We start from the raw sequence: 17,726 nt of genomic DNA on the forward strand, positions 1-17,726 counted from the left end.
GTATTCCATTCGCAAATATCCGGCTTCCCGGATCGAATTCGCCAAGAGGGAGGGTTTCATGGAGCAAATCGCCGCCAATCCCAAGCTGACAGGATTGTTGGGCTTCAATGCCGGCTATGTCGATACGGCGGGATTCCTGGCGCTCAATGGCTTGTTCGCGGCCCATGTGACGGGCAACTTCGTCACTTTCGGCGCCGCCATCGCGCATGGCACGGCGGGGGCGTTGGCGAAATTGTTGGCTTTGCCGGTATTTTGTTTCGCCGTCGCGCTGGCCTGCCTAGTGAGCGCAGGTTTGCAGCGGCGGAGCCGATCGCCTATGCCCGTGCTGATATCCGCCAAATGTGCGCTGCTGTTTGCGGCGGCTGCGGCAGCCATCGCGGAGGGGCCTTTCACCGGGCGGAATCCTTGGGCGGAGTTTGCGGTGGGGATGACGCTGGTGACGGCGATGGGTTTGCAGAACGCCATGCAGCGCATGCATCTGAGCAGCGCGCCGCCATCCACGTTGATGACAGGCACGACGACGCAGGTCATGATTGACTTGACCTGCCTGGCTCAGGGCGAGACGGGCGATGCCCGGACGGCCGCGCTGGGGCGATTGCGCAAGATGGTGCCTGCCATCCTGGTGTTCGCCGCGGGCTGCGGTTTGGCCGCGTTGGCTTACATCTTTGCTAAGGAGTGGTGTTTCGCCTTGCCGCCAGTCATCGCCTTGTTGACGCTGTGGGTCAGCGCCGAGCGTCGGGAGAGTCCAGGCCCGGCGTGATGGGAAGAATCAGGCCTTTTTCCGTCAGGCAGGCCCGAGCGGAGTCGTCTGCCACCCACCCGGTCGGGCGCGCGGCAGCCGGACGTGCGGATGGGGGATCGACGGCGGGCGCTTATCCTGCGTCAGCCGAAGCCGAATCCCCTTTACGCTCAGCTCACGATATCCGGGGCTTCCGGGCAGACCCGGTTGCGCCCGCCCTCCTTGGCCCGATACAGGGCTTCATCCGCCCGCCTCACCAGATCGTCCGCTGTTTCTCCCCGGCGCAGAACCGCGACGCCGAAGCTGCTGGTCTTGCTGCCAATCTCGGCAAAGGCATGCGCCTGCACGCTGGCGCGCAAGTGCTCGGCCAGGCGCAAGGCCTGTTCCAGAGTGGTCTGAGGACAAAGAATCAGGAACTCTTCGCCGCCCCAACGACCGACGGTGTCGGTCGTGCGCACCGCGCGGTTCAAGATGCCGGTGAATTCCCGCAGCAGGGTGTCTCCAACCAGATGCCCGCGGCTGTCGTTGACGGACTTGAATTTGTCGATGTCGGTCAGGATCACCGCAAGCGGGCGGCTGTCAGGGTCGGCCAGCGCCATGGCGCTCTTGAAAGCCTCGTCCAGGCCCCGGCGATTGGCCGCGCCGGTCAGCTTGTCGGTTACGGCCAGCCGGGCCAGCTGCTGGTGCGCTTCGAGCAGCTCGGCCGTTCGCTGCGCGACCTCCTGGCTCAGGATCTCGTTGTGGCGCACCTGGAATTCGTGCGCCGTTTGGAGTCGGCCATAGGCATCATTTAGCCTGTCGACCAGCACACTCAGTTCATCGTACGGCCCCCGTGGGCCCCGGCGCAGAACAAAGGGCGTGAAACTCTTCCCCGGTTCGAAGGACTTGGCGAACTCCGCCATCTGCGTCAAATGTCGCGTGATCATCCATGAAATCAGCAAGAGGATGCTGATCGAAGTCACCAGCGACTTGGCGCTTTGCGTCGCCAGCACGATGCCGATGCGATCAAGGGTACGGCTATAGAGCGTGTGCAGATTGGGCGCAATATAGATCTTGCCAACGACCACCCCATTGCGCTGCAAGACGTATTCGAAGCGCCTCCCCGCGTCAGTATCAAGCTGGCCAGTCGTCAGCGCGGCCGACTGGTCGGGGCCGTAGTGGATTGTGGCGCCTGCGACCCAGGGGGAGTGACCGATGCCATCGAGCTGCACCTGCATGCCGGCGACGTTGAAGTTCCAGGCCGCATCGGCAAGGCCGGGTAACTGGCTTTGCTGGATGTAGCGCATGCCCTGCTCGAGTTCGGACACATCGCGTCGGTAGTCGAAGAACAACTGTACCGAGGTCGCGATCAGCGCCGCCGTCGTGCTGATGCAGAGGATCCAGACCAGCATGCGCCGCGCAAGTCCGCGCGGCGCAAGGAAAATCAAAAGGAAATTGCGCAATCGGGCGCTATCCCTTGTCTGGCGATTTGCATCCATGTTTACTTGGCCTGCCTACGGAACGGCGAATGGCGGGCATAGACTTCCTCGTAGCGTTTGGCGGCTTCCGGATCCAGCAATCGCGCTTCCGCTTCGATCCACGGTGGACGCCTGCCAGCCTTGGCAACGATCTCATTGACCCGTTTGACGATCTTTCGTCCCCACGGTCCCTTGGTGCAAGCCGCATACCCGAGCGTGTATTCAGGATGGCCGGCGATGGGAAGGTAAACAAAGCCGACGGATGCCGGCAGTTTCAAATGCCTGGCGAACCAATAGACCTCGTCGGGATAGGCGATGATGTAGTCTACCCACCCGCTGGCCAATTGGCTGAAAGGCGCCACGTCGTCGGCGCTCGTCTGGAGGATGTTCTTTTGTCCGGCCGCCGTCGTGAAAGCCGAAAGAATGATGGGCGGGTATCCCCGCATCTCCTGGCGGACGGTGGTCAACGATTGCTCATGCATCAGCCGGGCGATGTCTATGGCTCCGTCAGCATTGCGGTAGGCCGTCAGACGGGCCGCCCGATCGGATCTGATAACAATGTAATACGGCAGCACGAACTCGACCGGATTGCTGAATTCCATATACGCTTCGCGCTCTATCGTCTTGAGCAGGCTGGGCTGGCAAACGTGCTGACCCTGCTTCATCAGGCCGGAGACGCGCGCCAGGCTGGCGCGTTCGATGACGTTGTTGTACTCGGGGGTGCGCTCAATGAAATATCGCAGAAAAACGTCGGCGTACCCTTGGCCCTTGTCGGGGCCGTCGGTGATGGTGACCGGTGGATTGCCCGGCATTTGCCATCTGATGGTGCTGTCGTCGGCCCGGGCGCTGGCGCTCATCATCAGATGGCACAGCGCCATCCCTGCGCCAATGAACGTCCAGGAGGAAGCGGTCCGCATCTTCCCGACGGTGGCTTTCAACATTTCCGTATCCCTTCAAATACACTAGCGGTCGTGCCTATTGTCCCTGGCCGGCCGCGACATCCGCCCGCAGACCCCGGTGGAGCGTTCCTCAAGGCGCCAGCAAATTGGGGCAGTGCCCCAGCTGCGCCGGCGCATCGGCGATCGTGCCGCCGCGAGCGACGCACTGGTCGGGCGGTAGTGGCGTTTTCTGTTCGACAAAGCGGACAAGCAGGTCGAAAGCGCGCTGCGCGTGCGGCTCGATCAGCTCAAGCTGAGGGAATATGCTGGCGTAGCGCTCGACGTGATTGCCGTTCTGGATCTCGTAGAGGCGATAGGCCTGGGCGTGCTCGCCGCCTTCCGCGGCAACCTGCCGAGCATAGGCTCGCGCATGGTGGTCTATGGGCAGCAACGCATCCATCGTGCCGGCGACCGTGATCAGCGGACGCTTGATCTTGCCGTCGGTGGCGATGGCCGCCACATTGTCACCCACCTTCGAGGCGGACAGCCGCGCCAGGTAGTTGTACCTGCCTGGACCGGCGCCATAGGTGTTGTAGCCAGGATCGAGGCGCTTTTGCCATTGGCACTGCGTGGGTTCCCAGAATGAGTCGTAGTGATCGCCCCATAGCGATACCCGGCCGTTTGCAGAGTCGGCGACGAGATCGGGTGGGTAGCCGGCCGCGATGATGTTCAAGGCGGCGGTGCTCGTCGGCGAGCGGCCGGAGGCGAGATAGTCCGGGTAGTTGAGGATGGCCGGGGGCAGGTCAGTCAGCAGGTTCGGCCCGCGGGGATCGACGAAAGTGCCCTCCCAATCCACGCCGCCGTCGAAATATTCCGGTGCGGTTTCGATCGCGCGGCGCACCTGATAGCCGCCGTTCGACGTGCCGACCGCATAGGTATAGCGCGGCTTGCGGCCATACTGCGCCTGGACGCCGCGGCGCGCCAGAGCGGAGGCCATCACCATGAAGTCGCGCCAGCGGGTGAACGCCTGGCCGGGATCGTCATCGTAGTAGTGGATATAGTGCGGACTATCCGGAGTCCCGGTGCGGCAGGCCAGCGGATCCGCTGCCGTGCTCTCGCGCGCGCTGAGCACGCCCTTGTTCTGCGACGCATAGGCATAGCCCTTCTGCAGCACGTAATCGCTCCAGACGAAGTCGCCGTTGAATTCGCTGCGGGCGCCGGAGGCGCCGGCAATGACGAGGCGGCCGTTCCAGTCCTTGGGCAGCCGCAGCAGGAAGCGCGCCTGCCCCAGCGGATCCTTGGCGAAACGAGCCTGGATCTGCAAGCCGGGGACGGTTTTCTTGATCGGCGGCCTGTGGGCGGGATCCGCCACGAGTATGGCGCGGTCGGCCTGCGGCATGAATGCCAAATGAGGCAGGCCGGGCAGCGAGTCATCGGCCGGCGTGGTATCGGGGTTGCGGGTCGTCAGATCGGGACTTTCGACGCAACTGGCGTCGGCGAGTTGCGGGCCCAATTGCCGGAGCAGGCGTTCGCAGGCGCTCTGCTCACCAGCAGCGGCCGCGCCAGCGAGGAGCAGCAGGGCAAGGGCAGCTGCCGTCGATTTCCACATTGCTCGTTTCCTTGGTTTATTGTTTCAGTAGCCCGCTCAGCGGTAATCTCTCGGCAACCCAATAGGTGCGTCATGCCATTGGTGATGCAGAATAACTGAATCGTTTCTCCTTTCCTAGGCACCTCAAGCGCCTCATGCCAGGTCCAGCAAGGGGATGTCATGAACAAGCCGCATCTCTCCGAAGCGTTCAAGCCTGAAGCCGTCAAACAGGGCGCCGAGCGCAGCTGTCCCGTCGCCGAAACAGCCTGCCATCCGTCCACCGCCTGTTTAATGGCTGAAACGTGCGACTGCTGGCGCGCCGAGCCGGCGGAGTCAGCGGACCTGCAAGTTGAAATCGCCATCTGGAGGCAGAACTGAAGCGAGTGGCTGAGGCGAGCGACATCCTTGAGAAACAGCCGCCGCATGCTTTGCCCAGCAGTCCGGCTAAGGCATGCCCTGATCAGGGATGGCTGTATCCGGCGGTTGGACTCGACTGGTTCTGATGGCAGCTTATCGCTTGGTCGATGCCGTCACGCATCGCTCACATAAAGACCTTGAACAGGCTCTTGGAGCGGCTGACAAAATTCATGATGCGGCGTTGCGCCGACTTGTCGTACTCACGTACTGCCTGCGCCGGCGCGCCTTGCCTCAGCCGTGAAACGGATTCTTGTTCGTCGCTCTGTAGAAGCTGGGCGACTCAGGTGTTGCCAGACGGCAAAGCAAAAAAGCCCGCAATGATGCGGGCTTGCATGTGTTTTGGCGCCTGTCGGCGCCAGGCGTCAAATCATTCCCACTCGATGGTGGCCGGCGGCTTGCCGCTGACGTCGTAGACCACGCGGTTGATGCCGCGGACCTCGTTGATGATGCGGTTGGACGCGCGGCCCAGCAGGCTGTACGGCAGTTCGGCCCAGTGCGCGGTCATGAAGTCGCTGGTCACCACGGCGCGCAGCGCGACGACGTAGTCGTAGGTGCGCCCGTCGCCCATCACGCCGACGGACTTCACCGGCAGGAAGACGGCGAAGGCCTGGCTGGTCAGCTCGTACCAGTTCTTGCCGGTCTTCTCGTCGACGGTGTTGCGCAGCTCTTCGATGAAGATGGCGTCGGCCTGGCGCAAGAGATCCGCGTATTCCTTCTTCACTTCGCCGAGGATGCGCACGCCGAGGCCGGGGCCCGGGAACGGGTGGCGGTAGACCATGTCGTGCGGCAGACCGAGCGCCACGCCCAGCTGGCGCACTTCGTCCTTGAACAGCTCGCGCAGCGGCTCCAAGAGCTTCAGGTTCATGTCTTCCGGCAGGCCGCCCACATTGTGGTGGCTCTTGATCGTGTGCGCCTTCTTGGTCTTGGCGCCGGCCGATTCGATCACGTCCGGGTAGATGGTGCCCTGGGCCAGCCACTTGGCGTTGGTCAGCTTGCCGGATTCGCGGTCGAACACTTCGATGAATTCGGCGCCTATGATCTTGCGCTTCTTCTCCGGGTCGGACTCGCCGGCCAGCTTGGCCATGAAGTCGGCCTCTGCCTGCACATGGACGACCTTGACGCCCAGGTTCTGGGCGAACATTTCCATCACCATCTTGCCTTCGTCCTGGCGCAGCAGGCCGTGGTCGACGAAGACGCAGGTGAGCTGGTCGCCGATGGCGCGGTGGATCAGCGCGGCGGCCACCGAGGAGTCCACGCCGCCGGACAGGCCGAGGATGACTTCCTCGTCGCCGACCTGTTCGCGGATCTTCTTCACCGCCTCGTCGATGTAGTTCGGCATGGTCCAGCTCGGTTTGCAGCCGGCCACGTGCAGCACGAAGCGGTGGATCATCTCGGTGCCGCGCTTGGTGTGGGTCACTTCCGGGTGGAACTGCACGCCGTAGAAGCCGCGGGCCTCGTCGGCCATCGCCGCGTACGGGCAGGACGGGGTCTCGGCGATCACCTGGAAGCCGGCCGGCAGCGCCGTCACCTTGTCGCCGTGGCTCATCCACACGTCGAGGAAGCCGTTGCCGGCATCGTCGATCTGGTCCTGCAGGCCTTCAAGCAGCTTGGAGTGGTGGCGCGCCTTGATCTGGGCGTAGCCGAACTCGCGCTTGTCGCCGCTTTCCACCTTGCCGCCCAGGGTCTGGGCCATGAACTGCATGCCGTAGCAGATGCCCAGCACCGGCACGCCGAGTTCGAACAGCTTGGGATCGGCCTGGTAGTCGGACTCGTACACCGAGTTCGGGCCGCCGGACAGGATGATGGCCTTCGGCGCGAAGGCCTTGATCTCTTCGATGGGCATGTCGAAAGAATGAAGCTCACAGTAAACGTGAGCTTCGCGTACGCGTCGGGCGATCAGCTGGGTGACCTGGGAGCCGAAGTCGAGAATGAGGATCTTGTCCATGCCTATCCTTGAAAAGTAATGCAGGCCGTTAAGGCCATTATCGTCAATGCTGAAAATTCTTCCGCGCTTTCGGGGCGCTCAGTCTTCGCTGGGCGGCAGCCGGCGGGGCGGCTCCGTCCGTTCCGGCACGCGGTCGCTGCGCGCGATCAGCAGCAGCACGCCCATCAGCACCATGCCCAGCGCCACGAAGTGGGTGGCGCGCAGTTCCAGCTGGTCTATCGCGTAGACGCTGGCGCCGGCGTAGGCCAGCATCGGGCTGGTGACCAGCGTGGACTTGTTGAAACCGTCCAGCGCGAATAGCAACACGCCCGCCGCGAACAGCAGCAGGGCGAGCAGGGTGGAGGTATTGGGCAGCAGGGCGGTGCTTTTCAGCAGCCAGACGCCGCCGACGCAGATCAGCGCGATGGGGAGGGCGGCGCCGCGTTTCATGCCGCGCCCCGCTGGTTCTTCATCACGCGCTGCTTTTCGCGCTGCCATTCGCGGTCCTTCTCGGTATCGCGCTTGTCGTGCAGCTTCTTGCCCTTGGCCAGGCCGACATCGGCCTTGACGTTGCCTTTGCTGTAGTGCAGGTCCAGCGCCATCATCGTGTAGCCGGCGCGTTCGACCTTGCCGATGAAGCGGTTGATCTGCTCCTGCGACATCAGCAGCTTGCGCGGGCGCACAGGGTCCGGCTTGATGTGGGTGGAGGCGGACTGCAGCGGGGTGATGTGGCAGCCGATCAGCCAGAAGGCGCCGTTCTTCCAGTCGACGTAGCTTTCCTTAAGCTGCACGCGGCCGGCGCGGATGGCCTTGACCTCCCACCCTTCCAGCACAAGCCCGGCCTCGAGTTTTTCCTCGATGAAGTAGTCGTGGAAAGCCTTGCGGTTCTGGATGATGCTCATCTGTGGCGGGTTCCTTTGAATCCGACATTGTAGCAGAAGCCGACGCGCAACCAAAGTCGTGTCTTTTCAGTGGCTTGATGTGAAGACAGCGGGGGGGCGGGGCGGCAGGCGGGCGTCGGGCGGCGCTTTTTGCTAGAATTGCGGCTTGATTGTCAGTTCCGAGACCCCGGCCGCGCCGGGTTTTTTGCCGATGCAGCTTGTCGAAAAGAGCGTCCTGGTGGCGCATACGCCGGCGCAGATGTACGCGCTGGTGGACGATATCGAACACTACAGCCGCTTCCTGCCGTGGTGCGGCAAGGCCGAGGTGCTGTCGCGCGACGACGCGCAGGTGGTGGCCAGTCTGCATATCGATTATCTGAAGGTGCGCCAGCACTTCACCACCCGCAACCACAATGTCGAGAACGAATCGATACGGATGGAGCTGGTGGACGGCCCGTTCGAGTCGCTGGAGGGCCTGTGGCATTTCAAGCCGCTGGGCGATTTCGGCTGCAAGATAGAGTTCAGCCTGCGCTACCAGTTCTCCAGCCGCATCCTGGAGAGGCTGATCGGACCGGTGTTCGGCCACATTTCCGGCACGCTGGTCGATGCCTTCATCAAGGAAGCGGACAGGAAGTACGGCGATGACTGAGAGGCTGAGCGTCGAAGTGGCCTATGCCCGGCCGGAGCGGCAATGGCTGGTGGCGGTGGATCTGCCCATGGGGGCGACCGCCCTGGACGCGGTGCGCGCGTCCGGCATCCTGGCGGCCTGCCCGGAGCTGGACGAGGCGGCGTTGAAGCTGGGCGTGTTCGGCAAGGCGGTCAAGTCTGACGCCGTTTTGCGGGAGCATGACCGGGTGGAGATCTATCGTCCGCTGCTGGCCGATCCGAAGGAGGTGCGCAGGCAGCGCGCCGAGGCCGGCAAGAAGATGAAAAAGGGCGGCTAAGCTGGCGATGGGATGAAAAAAAGGATGGCGTTCAGCCATCCTTTTTGGTTTGGGACGCGGCGGCTCAGCTCGGCATGTCCTCGGCCGAGCAGACGCGGTTCTTGCCGTTGATCTTGGCCTGGTACATCGCGTGGTCGGCGCGCTCCAGCACGTCGGACTCCTGCTCGCCCAGATGCCAGCGGGCGACGCCGGCGCTGAAGGTGATCAACAGTTTGTCGTTATTGGCCAGGAAGAAGGTCTTGGTCAGCTCGCGCTGCAGGCGCTGCACGGTCTGGATCGCCTCGGTCTCCGGGGTGTCCGGCATCAGGATCACGAACTCCTCGCCGCCGAAGCGGGCGACGATGTCGGCCGGGCGCAGGCTGTGCTTGATGGTGTCGACCAGGTATTTCAGCGCGTCGTCGCCGGCCAGGTGCCCGTAGCGGTCGTTCAATTGCTTGAAGTTGTCGACGTCGATCAGCGCCACCGACAGCGGTGCGGCCGTGCGTTCGGCGCGGCCGATCTCGCGCTGGAAGTATTCGGCCAGGCCGCGGCGGTTGTAGGCGCCGGTCAGCTGGTCTTCCTTGACCTTGGCGCTGGCCGCCTCCAGCGCGCTTTCCAGCTCGCTGATGCGGTGCTCGGCCGCCTCCACCTGCTCCTTGGCCGAGACCAGCTCGTCGCGCGAGCGGGTCAGATCCAGCTGCATCACCGAAGTGTCTTCCATCAGCGCGCCTATGATGCCGCTGAGTTCGTCGACATTCGGCGTCTGCTTCAGCTTCTCGCTATGGGCCTGGATCTTGCTGTGGAATTCATCGGTGCTGTCGGTCATCATCGCCAGCCGGCTGACGAAGCGGTCCAGCAACGCGCGCAGCGAGCTGGCGGCCTCGTCCAGCGAGCTCTTCAGCATGCCCTGCTTGCGTATCACTTCCTTCAGGCTGGTTTCCAGCTGATAGATGTGCTGCATGGACAGCGGCTCGTGGGCCAGCAGTTCCTGCAAGGAGTCGACCTGGCCCAGCAGGTATTCGTCGGAGCGGTTCAGCTCGGCGACATTGTCCAGCATCAGCCTGAGCAGGCTGGCCAGGCCGGAGGTCAGGCGGCCCTCCTGCTGCGATTGCAGCTCCAGCTTGATCATGAAGGCCCTGAGCTTGGGCATGAAGGCGTTCAGTGCGACATCGTCGGCGACGCCGTCCAGCTCCTTCAGCAAGCCCTCCAAGCCGTCGACCAGGTCGGGGTAGCTCGCCAGGCGCGGCTCCAGGCCGTGTTTCAGCGCGAAGGTCAGCGTACGCTGCCAGGACTGCCAGCTGTCGGACGTCTCGGCCGGGGCGGCGGCCTGGGCAGGGGCTTCCGGCTCGGGGCCGGCTTCGCGGGCCGACGGGGCCGCGTTCCAGTTCTGCAGCAGCGCGACCAGCTTCTGGTTCAGTTCTTCCGGCTGGTTGCCGTAATTGATCAAAACGCGTTCGAGCGCGCTTTGCTTGTGATGTTGAGGCAGGTCGGACTGGCGGGTTTCCCAGCTCTTGATCAGGTTCTGCAGCAGCAGGCCCCAGCTCTGCGCCAGTTGCTGGGTGGCGAAGGTGCTGCGCAGGAAGTCTATGATCAGTTGCGGCGCCTGTTCCCAGCGGTTCTCGTCCAGCACCTGCTTGAGCCGGGTCAGCGTGACCTTGGACTGGACGCTTTCCTGCGGCAGCGTTTCCAGGGCGCGCAGCAACAGCACGGCCAACTTGTTGTCGCGCGCCATCGGGGTCTGCGTCAACTCGTGGTAGACCCGCTCGAAGTTCTCCGGCGTCGGGAGCAGCTTGCGCATGGACAGCTGCTTCAGGGTTTCTCTTGCCACTTCGATGGGGTTCTGTGTCGTCATTGCCCAAACCTTGGTGCTTTTAAGGCGGCCTGCCATCATAGGGTATCAGCGGGAGTGAGTGTCCGTCGGATGCCTGTCCAGCGGCGTGTTCTTGCTGGAGTCCAGCAGCTGGAAAAACACCTCGCCGTTGCGGATCATGCCAAGTTCGTTCCTAGCTCTTTCCTCTATTGCGTCGCTGCCCTGTTTCAGGTCGCGGACTTCGGCGTCCAGGGCGGCGTTGCGGGCGACCAGCTTTTGGGTGGTCGCCCGCTGTTCCTGCAGCTGCTTGTCCAGCTGCCAGACCCTGAGCCAACTGCCCTTGCCGAACCATAGCGGCCATTGCAAGGCGAGGATCACGGATACCAGGGTCACGGTCAGCCAGCGCATGCAATCACTTCAGATGGTAAAACGCCGCGCGGCCCGGATAGTGGGCGGCGTCGCCCAGCTCTTCCTCGATGCGCAGCAATTGGTTGTACTTGGCCATGCGGTCGGAGCGCGACAGCGAACCGGTCTTGATCTGCATGCAGTTGGTGGAGACTGCCAGATCGGCGATGGTGCTGTCCTCGGTCTCGCCCGAGCGGTGACTCATAACGCAGGTATAGCGGGAACGCTTGGCCAGATCAACTGCTTTCAGGGTTTCCGACAGCGTGCCGATCTGGTTGACTTTCACCAGCAGCGAATTGGCGACGCCCTTGGCGATGCCTTCGGCCAGGATCTTCGGGTTGGTGACGAAGACGTCGTCGCCGACGATCTGCACCTTCTGGCCCAGACGCTCGGTCAGCAGTTTCCAGCCGGCCCAGTCCTGCTCGGCCATGCCGTCCTCGATCGAGATGATCGGGTATTTGTTGACCAGGTTTTCCAGGTAGTCGGCGAACTCTTCCGAACTCAGCGACAGTTTTTCGGCGGTCAGGTGGTAGCGGCCTTCGCGGAAGAATTCGGAGGCGGCGCAGTCCAGCGCGATCATCACGTCCTGGCCGGCGACGTAGCCGGCGGCGTCTACCGCTTCCAGGATCAGCTTGATCGCGTCTTCGTGGCTTTCCAGGTTCGGAGCGAAGCCGCCCTCGTCGCCGACGGTGGTGGCGTAGCCGTGGCCGTCGCAGATCTTCTTCAGGTTGTGGAAGATCTCGGCGCCCATGCGCAGCGCTTCGCGGAAGGTCTGCGCGCCGACCGGGATGATCATGAATTCCTGGATGTCCAGCGTGTTGTTGGCGTGTTCGCCGCCGTTGATGACGTTCATCATCGGCACCGGCAGCGCCATCGGGCCGGCGCCGCCCAGGTAGCGATACAGCGGCAGGCCGGCGTCTTCGGCGGCGGCGCGGGCCACGGCCATCGACACGGCCAGCATGGCGTTGGCGCCGAGGCGGGACTTGGTCTCGGTGCCGTCGAGTTCGATCAGCGTCTTGTCGATGAAGGCCTGGTCGGAGGCGTCGAGGCCGATGATGGCTTCGCAGATCTCGGTATTGATGTTGTCGACGGCCTTCAGCACGCCTTTGCCCAGGTAGCGGCTCTTGTCGCCGTCGCGCAGTTCCAGCGCCTCGCGGGTGCCGGTGGAGGCGCCGGACGGCACGGCGGCGCGACCCATCACGCCGGATTCCAGCAATACGTCGGCTTCCACCGTCGGATTGCCGCGGGAGTCCAGGATTTCACGAGCGACTACGTCAACGATCGAACTCATTGTCTTTCCCTTCATAGCTTTCGGTTGAACTTGCAGAGGCGGTCCGCCGGGACGACCCGGCGGACTCTACCGGCTGTGTATTACAGCGAGTGCTCAGGCCATGGATTCTGCTTGACCAGCCCGTCCAGCGCCTTGAGCGTGGTCAGCAGCTCTTCGACGCGGCTCAGCGGCCAGGCGTTGGCGCCGTCGCACAGGGCGCGGTCGGGGTCGGGGTGCGTCTCCAGGAAGATGCCGGCGACGCCGGCCGCCACGGCGGCGCGCGCGAGCACCGGCACGAACTGGCGTTGCAGGCCGCCGCTGTCGCTGCGGCCGCCGGGCAGTTCCACCGAATGGGTGGCGTCGAACACCACCGGGCAGTCGGCCTCGCGCATGATGGCCAGCGCCCGCATATCGGATACCAGATTGTTGTAGCCGAAGGTCACGCCGCGCTCGCAGGCGAGGAAGTTGTCTTCCTCCAGGCCGGCCTCTCGGGCGGCTTCGCGCGCCCGGACGATGACCTGCCGCATCTCGCCGGGCGCCATGAACTGGCCCTTCTTGATGTTGACCGGTTTGCCGCATTGGGCGACCGCGCGGATGAAGTCGGCCTGATGGGCCAGAAAGGCCGGCGTCTGCACGACGTCGACGACGCTGGCCACCTGGACCACCTCGTTTTCGGTGTGGACGTCGGTCAGCACCGGCACGCCGATCTGGCGCCTGACCTCGTCCAGGATGCGCAGCCCCTGATCTATGCCGAAGCCGCGAAAAGCGCCGACCGCCGGGCGGTTGGCCTTGTCGTAGCTCGACTTGTAGATGAGAGGGATGCCCAGTCCGGAGGCGATTTCCTGCAGCCGGCCGGCGGTGTCCAGCGCCATCTGCTCGCTTTCCACCACGCTGGGGCCGGCGATCAGGAACAAGGGCCGGTCGAGGCCGACTTCAAACCCGCACAGTTTCATCGACTTCAGCTTCCCTGCTTGTCCGCCTGGTATGCCAGCGCCGCCTTGACGTAGGCGATGAACAGCGGGTGGCCATCGCGCGGGGTGGACGTGAATTCCGGGTGGAACTGACAGGCGAAGAACCAGCGGTGGTTCGCCAGCTCTATGGTCTCGACCAGCTTCTCGTGGCCGGACGAACGGCCGCTGATGGTCAGGCCGGCCGCTTCCAGGCGCTGGATGTAGTAGTTGTTCACTTCATAGCGGTGACGGTGGCGCTCGACGATCTCGGTGTCGCCGTAGACGCGCGCCGCCAGCGAGCCGGGAACCAGGTCGCATTGCTGGCCGCCCAGGCGCATCGTGCCGCCCAGATTGGAGTTCTCGTCGCGCTTCTCGATCTTGCCGTCGTGGTTGACCCACTCGTCGATCAGGGCCACCACCGGGAAGTCGGTGTCGAGGTCGAATTCGGTGGAGTTGGCGCCGGCCATGCCTGCCACGTCGCGGGCGTATTCGATCAGCGCGATCTGCATGCCCAGGCAGATGCCCAGGTAGGGGATGTTGTTGTCGCGGGCGAACTTGACCGCCTTGATCTTGCCCTCGACGCCCCGCTTGCCGAAGCCGCCCGGCACCAGGATGGCGTCCATGTCGCGCAGCGACTCGGCGCCGTCGCGGTCGATCTCTTCCGAGTCGACGTAGACGATGTTGACATTGGTGCGGGTGTGGATGCCGGCGTGCTTCAGCGCCTCGGTCAGCGATTTGTACGACTCGGTCAGATCGACGTACTTGCCGACCATCGCGATATTGATGCTGTGGTCCGGGTGCTGGATCGCGTCGATGATGCCGTTCCACACCGACAGGTCCGCCTTCGGCAGGTCGAGCTGCAGCTGTTCCGCGATGATGTCGTCTATGCCCTGGGCGTGCAGCATGCCCGGCACCTTGTAGATGGAGTCGGAGTCGTAGCAGCCGATCACCGCGTTCTCTTCGACATTGCAGAACAGCGCGATCTTGCGTTTCTCGTCTTCCGGCAGTTCGCGGTCCATCCGGCACAGCAGGATGTCCGGCTGGATGCCGATCTCGCGCAGTTCCTTGACCGAGTGCTGGGTCGGCTTGGTCTTGATTTCGCCGGCGGTGGCGATGTAGGGCACGTAGGACAGGTGCACGTACAGCGTGTTCTTGCGGCCGTGGTTGGAGCGCATCTGGCGGATGGCTTCCAGGAAGGGCAGCGATTCGATGTCGCCGACGGTGCCGCCGATCTCGACGATGGCGACGTCGGCTTCCGCCGCGCCTTCGCTCATCTTCAGCTTGATTTCGTCGGTGATGTGCGGGATCACCTGAACGGTGCCGCCCAGATAGTCGCCGCGACGTTCCTTGGTGATGACCGATTCGTACACCTGGCCGGTGGTGAAGTTGTTGCTCTTCTTCATCTTGGCGTGGATGAAGCGCTCGTAGTGGCCGAGGTCGAGGTCGGTTTCCGCGCCGTCTTCGGTGACGAACACTTCGCCGTGCTGGAATGGGCTCATCGTGCCCGGGTCGACGTTGATATAGGGGTCGAGCTTCAGCATGGTGACTTTCAGCCCGCGGGATTCCAGGATTGCGGCGATCGACGCGGCGGCAATGCCCTTGCCCAGGGAGGACACCACGCCACCGGTTACGAAGATGTACTTGGTCATGAGATTACGGCTCTGTGGGAATCCGGGATTTTACCCTGAAATCGCCGGGAGTTGAATCACCTGATACCATCTTGTTGCAGGAAAGAATGCAACACTCGGCGACGACGTTGCCGATAGTGCTCGCGTCGCTGTGGCGAATCCGTTACAATGCCCGCCGACTGTTTCATTAAGAGCGCGCCCGGCAGCTTTGGGTGCGTGTCCTGCTTGAATTTCTGGCTTTTTCTATGTTATAAAGCCAGCTTTTACCGGTTTTGGGAGTTTAACCATGGCGCGAGTTTGCAAAGTCACCGGCAAGCGTCCGATGACCGGGAACAATGTTTCCCACGCCAATAACAAGACGAAACGTCGTTTCCTGCCGAACCTGCAATACCGCAAGTTCTGGGTGGAGAGCGAAAACCGCTGGGTGCGCCTGCGCGTGTCCAACGCCGCACTGCGTACCATCGACAAGGTGGGCATCGATGTCGTGCTGGCTGATCTGCGCGCTCGCGGCGAGATCTAAGCGGTCAACCAGATAAAGCACTGAGGTATACATCATGCGCGATAAGATCAAGCTGGAATCCACTGCTGGTACCGGCCACTTCTACACCACCACCAAGAACAAGCGCACCATGCCGGAAAAGATGGAGATCAAGAAGTTCGATCCCGTTGCCCGCAAGCACGTTCTGTACAAGGAAACCAAGCTGAAATAAGCTGGTTGCCTGTGGTAAGAAGAGCCCTTCTCTGGTGCACGGAGAAGGGTTTTTTGTTTGGCCGGCGGTTTTTGTCGGCAAGTGCGCGAAGAAAAGGCCAGTCATCCGACTGGCCTTTTGTTTTCCCGGCTCGCGCTTCGTCAGTTTCCGGCCTGGCGGAACACCTTGTGCGCCAGCAGCAGGTCCTGCCAGGCCTTGGCCTTGTCCGGCTGGTTGCGTAGCAGGTAGGCGGGGTGGTAGCTGACCACCAGCGGCACGCCCTGGTAACGGTGCACCTTGCCGCGCAGCCGGCCTATCGAATCCTCGGTTTCCAGCAGCGTCTGGGCGGCGAAGCGGCCCAGCGCGACGATCAGCGTCGGCTGGATGTGGCGGATCTGCTGCAGCAGATAGCCATTGCAGGCGGCGATCTCGTCCGGGGCGGGGTTGCGGTTGCCCGGCGGGCGGCATTTGAGCACGTTGGCGATATAGACGTCCTGCTCGCGGTCCAGTCCGGCGGCCTGCAGCATATTGTCCAGCAGCTGGCCGGCGCGGCCGACGAAGGGCAGGCCCTGCCTGTCCTCGTTCTCGCCGGGGGCTTCGCCTATCAGCATCCAGCGCGCCTGCGGATTGCCGCGGCCGAACACCGTCTGGGTCCGGGTTTCGCACAGCCGGCAGTCCTGGCATCCGGCCACCCGGCTTTGCAACTGCGGCCAGTCGATTGGAGCGAGCTCGGTGCGAAGCTCGGCGCGCAGCGGTTCGGGCGTCGGGACCGGCTGCTCGATCGGCGCGGGAGCGGTTTCGACCGGAGGCGGGGCCGCCGGCGCGCTTTGTTGCGGCGCCGCCGTCGGCGCGACGGCGGCGGGCTGAGGCTCGGGCGCGATCTCGGCGGCAAGTGCCGCCGGCTCTTCGGCGTCACCGTCGGCGGGAGCCTGGCGCAACAGCTGCGCCGGATGTTGTTCGAACCAGCCGGCACGGGCCTGCCAGGCCGGTCCCAGGCCCATTTCCTGCTGCAGCAGCGCGGCGCGGCTCATAGGGACGCCTCCATCAGGATCGCGTGTTCCCGGCCGTGGGCGGCCGGATAGTAGTTCTTGCGCAGGCCGCACTGGTGGAAGCCGCAGCGCTGGTACAGGCGGCGCGCCGGCGTATTGCTTTCGCGCACCTCGAGGAAGAGCCGGCGGCAGCAGTCGTCGCGCAGCTCGCCGAGCACCGCCTGCAGCAAGGCGAAGCCGCGGCCCTGGCCCTGGTGTTCCTTGGCGATGACGATGTTGAGGATTTCCGCCTCGTCCAGCACGCGCATGATCAGCGCGAAGCCGATCAGCGCGCCGGCGTCGTCGAACAGGCCGTAGCAGGGGTAGCCGGCGGCCAGGCTGTCGCGGTATTGTCCGACGCGCCAGCCATGCTGCGTGGCCTGCTGCTCCAGGTCGGCCAGCAGTTGCGGATCGTCGGGCTGGAAGCGGCGGACTGCGCTCATCGGCTGCGGGCCTGCTGCTGTTCGACCGAGGTCAGCGCCACCTTGTTGCGCACATAGAGCAGCTCGGCCTCGCGCGGGTGGACGGCGGCATAGCGGCCGCTTTCGGCCAGCCGGATGTAGGCGGCGGCGTGCGGACGGGCGTGCGGCGACAGCGGCAACCGTTCGCGGGCGTCCGCCAGCAGATGCGGGTAGCTGTCGAAGCCGTCGCCGGCCAGCATGGTGGCGCCTTCGGCCAGCGCCACGTCTTCGGGCGAGACGACGGCGATCGGACCCAGCCGCTCCCAGTCGGGACCGGTGCGGTATAGCGCGCTGTAGACTTGCTGCATGCGGGCGTCGAAACAGACCTGGACCAGTCCGTCCCCGGCCTGGAAGGCCAGATTGTCCAGCGTCGGGATGGCGATGACCGGCAGGTCGGCGGAGTAGGCGAGCCCCTGGGCGACGCCGCAGGCGATGCGCAAGCCGGTGAACGAGCCCGGTCCCTGGCCGAAGGCGATGCCGTCCAGCGACGACAGCGAGACGCCGGCCTCGGCCAGCAGGCGCGACACTTCGGGCAGCGTGCGTTCCGCGTGCTTCTGCTCCACGCACCGGTGGAAGACGAGCATGTCGCTGCCGTGGCTCAGTGCCAGCGACAGATAGGTGGTGGACGTGTCCAGGGCTAACAGTTTCATTGGGCTTGATGCAACCTTGCGAGGTTGG

At 63.9% G+C, this 17,726-nt stretch carries 20 protein-coding genes; 6 read left to right on the forward strand and 14 right to left on the reverse strand.

All coding sequences use genetic code 11. From position 1 onward, the window contains the following. Positions 1-58: 58 nt before the first annotated feature. A complete protein-coding gene (locus WNM05_RS07040) occupies positions 59-760 on the forward strand; it encodes a YoaK family protein (RefSeq protein WP_434633690.1) in 702 nt (233 codons plus the stop codon). Positions 761-909: 149 nt separating this feature from the next. On the opposite strand, the gene WNM05_RS07045 is transcribed toward WNM05_RS07040, so the two are convergent. The 3 genes from WNM05_RS07045 to WNM05_RS07055 form a co-directional block, all read right to left on the reverse strand. Continuing rightward, on the reverse strand, positions 910-2,217 hold the full coding sequence (locus WNM05_RS07045) for a diguanylate cyclase (protein WP_434633692.1): 1,308 nt from the start codon (positions 2,215-2,217) through the stop codon (positions 910-912). A gap of 2 nt (positions 2,218-2,219) precedes the next feature. Continuing rightward, the gene (locus WNM05_RS07050) at positions 2,220-3,137 is read right to left on the reverse strand and encodes a TIGR02285 family protein (protein ID WP_434633693.1); all 918 of its coding nucleotides are present in this window, start codon (positions 3,135-3,137) and stop codon (positions 2,220-2,222) included. 88 nt (positions 3,138-3,225) lie between these two features. Continuing rightward, positions 3,226-4,683: a 3-hydroxybutyrate oligomer hydrolase family protein gene (locus WNM05_RS07055; RefSeq protein WP_434633694.1), complete on the reverse strand. Its 1,458-nt coding sequence runs from the start codon at positions 4,681-4,683 to the stop codon at positions 3,226-3,228. Positions 4,684-4,842: 159 nt separating this feature from the next. Between WNM05_RS07055 and WNM05_RS07060 the strand changes: the two genes are divergently transcribed. Beyond that, a complete protein-coding gene (locus WNM05_RS07060) occupies positions 4,843-5,040 on the forward strand; it encodes a hypothetical protein (RefSeq protein ID WP_434633696.1) in 198 nt (65 codons plus the stop codon). Between the two features lie 406 nt (positions 5,041-5,446). On the opposite strand, the gene guaA is transcribed toward WNM05_RS07060, so the two are convergent. The 3 genes from guaA to smpB form a co-directional block, all read right to left on the reverse strand. Next, positions 5,447-7,030, reverse strand: coding sequence for a glutamine-hydrolyzing GMP synthase (guaA, locus tag WNM05_RS07065; protein ID WP_434635130.1), 1,584 nt, complete (start codon positions 7,028-7,030; stop codon positions 5,447-5,449). Positions 7,031-7,102: 72 nt separating this feature from the next. Next, the gene (locus WNM05_RS07070) at positions 7,103-7,453 is read right to left on the reverse strand and encodes a hypothetical protein (RefSeq protein WP_434633699.1); all 351 of its coding nucleotides are present in this window, start codon (positions 7,451-7,453) and stop codon (positions 7,103-7,105) included. Continuing rightward, complete coding sequence (smpB, locus tag WNM05_RS07075) at positions 7,450-7,926, reverse strand: SsrA-binding protein SmpB (protein WP_434635131.1); 477 nt, start codon at positions 7,924-7,926, stop codon at positions 7,450-7,452. Before smpB ends, WNM05_RS07070 begins: the two co-directional genes overlap by 4 nt. Before the next feature lie 169 nt (positions 7,927-8,095). On the opposite strand from smpB, the gene WNM05_RS07080 reads away from it, so the two are divergent. Beyond that, positions 8,096-8,533 carry a type II toxin-antitoxin system RatA family toxin gene (locus WNM05_RS07080; RefSeq protein ID WP_434633703.1) on the forward strand — a complete coding sequence of 146 codons (438 nt, stop codon included), beginning with the start codon at positions 8,096-8,098 and terminating at the stop codon, positions 8,531-8,533. Further along, positions 8,526-8,828, forward strand: coding sequence for an RnfH family protein (locus tag WNM05_RS07085; RefSeq protein ID WP_434633706.1), 303 nt, complete (start codon positions 8,526-8,528; stop codon positions 8,826-8,828). The genes WNM05_RS07080 and WNM05_RS07085 overlap by 8 nt, the downstream gene beginning before the upstream one ends. 64 nt (positions 8,829-8,892) lie before the next feature. On the opposite strand, the gene WNM05_RS07090 is transcribed toward WNM05_RS07085, so the two are convergent. From WNM05_RS07090 to WNM05_RS07110, 5 genes are all read right to left on the reverse strand, one after another. Then, positions 8,893-10,659, reverse strand: coding sequence for a GGDEF domain-containing protein (locus tag WNM05_RS07090; RefSeq protein WP_434633709.1), 1,767 nt, complete (start codon positions 10,657-10,659; stop codon positions 8,893-8,895). 45 nt (positions 10,660-10,704) lie between these two features. Further along, positions 10,705-11,025, reverse strand: a complete 321-nt coding sequence (gene ftsB / locus WNM05_RS07095; protein WP_101707231.1) for a cell division protein FtsB — start codon at positions 11,023-11,025, stop codon at positions 10,705-10,707. Between the two features lie 4 nt (positions 11,026-11,029). Next, the gene (gene eno / locus WNM05_RS07100; RefSeq protein WP_434633711.1) at positions 11,030-12,313 is read right to left on the reverse strand and encodes a phosphopyruvate hydratase; all 1,284 of its coding nucleotides are present in this window, start codon (positions 12,311-12,313) and stop codon (positions 11,030-11,032) included. Between the two features lie 80 nt (positions 12,314-12,393). Next, entirely contained in the window at positions 12,394-13,245 is an 852-nt protein-coding gene (gene kdsA, locus WNM05_RS07105) for a 3-deoxy-8-phosphooctulonate synthase (RefSeq protein ID WP_434633712.1), read from the reverse strand. Between the two features lie 5 nt (positions 13,246-13,250). Further along, the gene (locus WNM05_RS07110; protein ID WP_434633713.1) at positions 13,251-14,891 is read right to left on the reverse strand and encodes a CTP synthase; all 1,641 of its coding nucleotides are present in this window, start codon (positions 14,889-14,891) and stop codon (positions 13,251-13,253) included. A 265-nt stretch (positions 14,892-15,156) separates the two neighbouring features. On the opposite strand from WNM05_RS07110, the gene rpmB reads away from it, so the two are divergent. Beyond that, a complete protein-coding gene (rpmB, locus tag WNM05_RS07115; protein ID WP_011137003.1) occupies positions 15,157-15,390 on the forward strand; it encodes a 50S ribosomal protein L28 in 234 nt (77 codons plus the stop codon). A gap of 34 nt (positions 15,391-15,424) precedes the next feature. Next, on the forward strand, positions 15,425-15,580 hold the full coding sequence (rpmG, locus tag WNM05_RS07120; protein WP_017506994.1) for a 50S ribosomal protein L33: 156 nt from the start codon (positions 15,425-15,427) through the stop codon (positions 15,578-15,580). A 140-nt stretch (positions 15,581-15,720) separates the two neighbouring features. Here rpmG and WNM05_RS07125 read toward each other — a convergent pair whose 3' ends face one another. Genes WNM05_RS07125 through tsaB form a run of 3 tightly spaced genes read right to left on the reverse strand, consistent with a single transcriptional unit; the run spans position 15,721 to position 17,698 of the window. After that, positions 15,721-16,590, reverse strand: a complete 870-nt coding sequence (locus tag WNM05_RS07125; RefSeq protein ID WP_434633715.1) for a uracil-DNA glycosylase — start codon at positions 16,588-16,590, stop codon at positions 15,721-15,723. After that, positions 16,587-17,030: a ribosomal protein S18-alanine N-acetyltransferase gene (gene rimI / locus WNM05_RS07130; RefSeq protein ID WP_434633716.1), complete on the reverse strand. Its 444-nt coding sequence runs from the start codon at positions 17,028-17,030 to the stop codon at positions 16,587-16,589. Before rimI ends, WNM05_RS07125 begins: the two co-directional genes overlap by 4 nt. Then, a complete protein-coding gene (gene tsaB, locus WNM05_RS07135) occupies positions 17,027-17,698 on the reverse strand; it encodes a tRNA (adenosine(37)-N6)-threonylcarbamoyltransferase complex dimerization subunit type 1 TsaB (protein WP_434633717.1) in 672 nt (223 codons plus the stop codon). Before tsaB ends, rimI begins: the two co-directional genes overlap by 4 nt. Between the last annotated feature and the right edge of the window lie 28 nt (positions 17,699-17,726).

The organism is Chromobacterium sp. CV08 (assembly GCF_051129845.1).
Taxonomy (GTDB): Bacteria; Pseudomonadota; Gammaproteobacteria; order Burkholderiales; family Chromobacteriaceae; genus Chromobacterium.